This is a genomic window from Lentzea sp. NPDC055074 (assembly GCF_053608005.1).
In genome coordinates this window covers 2,501-4,590 of record NZ_JBSGUQ010000044.1, presented here as the reverse complement: position 1 = coordinate 4,590, position 2,090 = coordinate 2,501, and the positions used below count along the sequence as shown (strand labels likewise).

Below are 2,090 nucleotides of genomic sequence, written 5' to 3'. Positions count from 1 at the left end.
GGACGAACGCTGGCGGCGTGCCTAATACATGCAAGTCGAGCGGACAGATGGGAGCTTGCTCCCTGATGTTAGCGGCGGACGGGTGAGTAACACGTGGGTAACCTGCCTGTAAGACTGGGATAACTCCGGGAAACCGGAGCTAATACCGGATAGTTCCTTGAACCGCATGGTTCAAGGATGAAAGACGGTTTCGGCTGTCACTTACAGATGGACCCGCGGCGCATTAGCTAGTTGGTGAGGTAACGGCTCACCAAGGCGACGATGCGTAGCCGACCTGAGAGGGTGATCGGCCACACTGGGACTGAGACACGGCCCAGACTCCTACGGGAGGCAGCAGTAGGGAATCTTCCGCAATGGACGAAAGTCTGACGGAGCAACGCCGCGTGAGTGATGAAGGCTTTCGGGTCGTAAAGCTCTGTTGTTAGGGAAGAACAAGTGCTAGTTGAATAAGCTGGCACCTTGACGGTACCTAACCAGAAAGCCACGGCTAACTACGTGCCAGCAGCCGCGGTAATACGTAGGTGGCAAGCGTTGTCCGGAATTATTGGGCGTAAAGGGCTCGCAGGCGGTTTCTTAAGTCTGATGTGAAAGCCCCCGGCTCAACCGGGGAGGGTCATTGGAAACTGGGAAACTTGAGTGCAGAAGAGGAGAGTGGAATTCCACGTGTAGCGGTGAAATGCGTAGAGATGTGGAGGAACACCAGTGGCGAAGGCGACTCTCTGGTCTGTAACTGACGCTGAGGAGCGAAAGCGTGGGGAGCGAACAGGATTAGATACCCTGGTAGTCCACGCCGTAAACGATGAGTGCTAAGTGTTAGGGGGTTTCCGCCCCTTAGTGCTGCAGCTAACGCATTAAGCACTCCGCCTGGGGAGTACGGCCGCAAGGCTGAAACTCAAAGGAATTGACGGGGGCCCGCACAAGCGGTGGAGCATGTGGTTTAATTCGAAGCAACGCGAAGAACCTTACCAGGTCTTGACATCCTCTGACAACCCTAGAGATAGGGCTTCCCCTTCGGGGGCAGAGTGACAGGTGGTGCATGGTTGTCGTCAGCTCGTGTCGTGAGATGTTGGGTTAAGTCCCGCAACGAGCGCAACCCTTGATCTTAGTTGCCAGCATTCAGTTGGGCACTCTAAGGTGACTGCCGGTGACAAACCGGAGGAAGGTGGGGATGACGTCAAATCATCATGCCCCTTATGACCTGGGCTACACACGTGCTACAATGGACAGAACAAAGGGCAGCGAAACCGCGAGGTTAAGCCAATCCCACAAATCTGTTCTCAGTTCGGATCGCAGTCTGCAACTCGACTGCATGAAGCTGGAATCGCTAGTAATCGCGGATCAGCATGCCGCGGTGAATACGTTCCCGGGCCTTGTACACACCGCCCGTCACACCACGAGAGTTTGTAACACCCGAAGTCGGTGAGGTAACCTTTTTGGAGCCAGCCGCCGAAGGTGGGACAGATGATTGGGGTGAAGTCGTAACAAGGTAGCCGTATCGGAAGGTGCGGCTGGATCACCTCCTTTCTATGGAGAATTGATGAACGCTGTTCATCAATATAAGTTTCCGTGTTTCGTTTTGTTCAGTTTTGAGAGAACTATCTCTCATATATAAATGTATGTTCTTTGAAAACTAGATAACAGTGTAGCTCATATTTTTTAATTTTTAGTTTGGTTAAGTTAGAAAGGGCGCACGGTGGATGCCTTGACACTAGGAGTCGATGAAGGACGGGACTAACGCCGATATGCTTCGGGGAGCTGTAAGTAAGCTTTGATCCGAAGATTTCCGAATGGGGAAACCCACTATACGTAATGGTATGGTATCCTTACCTGAATACATAGGGTATGGAAGACAGACCCAGGGAACTGAAACATCTAAGTACCTGGAGGAAGAGAAAGCAAATGCGATTTCCTGAGTAGCGGCGAGCGAAACGGAACATAGCCCAAACCAAGAGGCTTGCCTCTTGGGGTTGTAGGACATTCTATACGGAGTTACAAAGGAACGAGGTAGACGAAGCGACCTGGAAAGGTCCGTCGTAGAGGGTAACAACCCCGTAGTCGAAACTTCGTTCTCTCTTGAATGTATCCTGAGT

General features: G+C 52.2%; 2 rRNA genes (1 of these 2 cut by a window edge). Both read left to right on the top strand.

The window, feature by feature from the left end:
• Positions 1–1,524 (top strand): 16S ribosomal RNA (locus tag ACWF7A_RS44005); the annotation flags it as partial.
• Between the two features lie 146 nt (positions 1,525–1,670).
• Positions 1,671–2,090 (top strand): 23S ribosomal RNA (locus ACWF7A_RS44000) (its annotated part continues 2,500 nt past the right edge of the window); the annotation flags it as partial.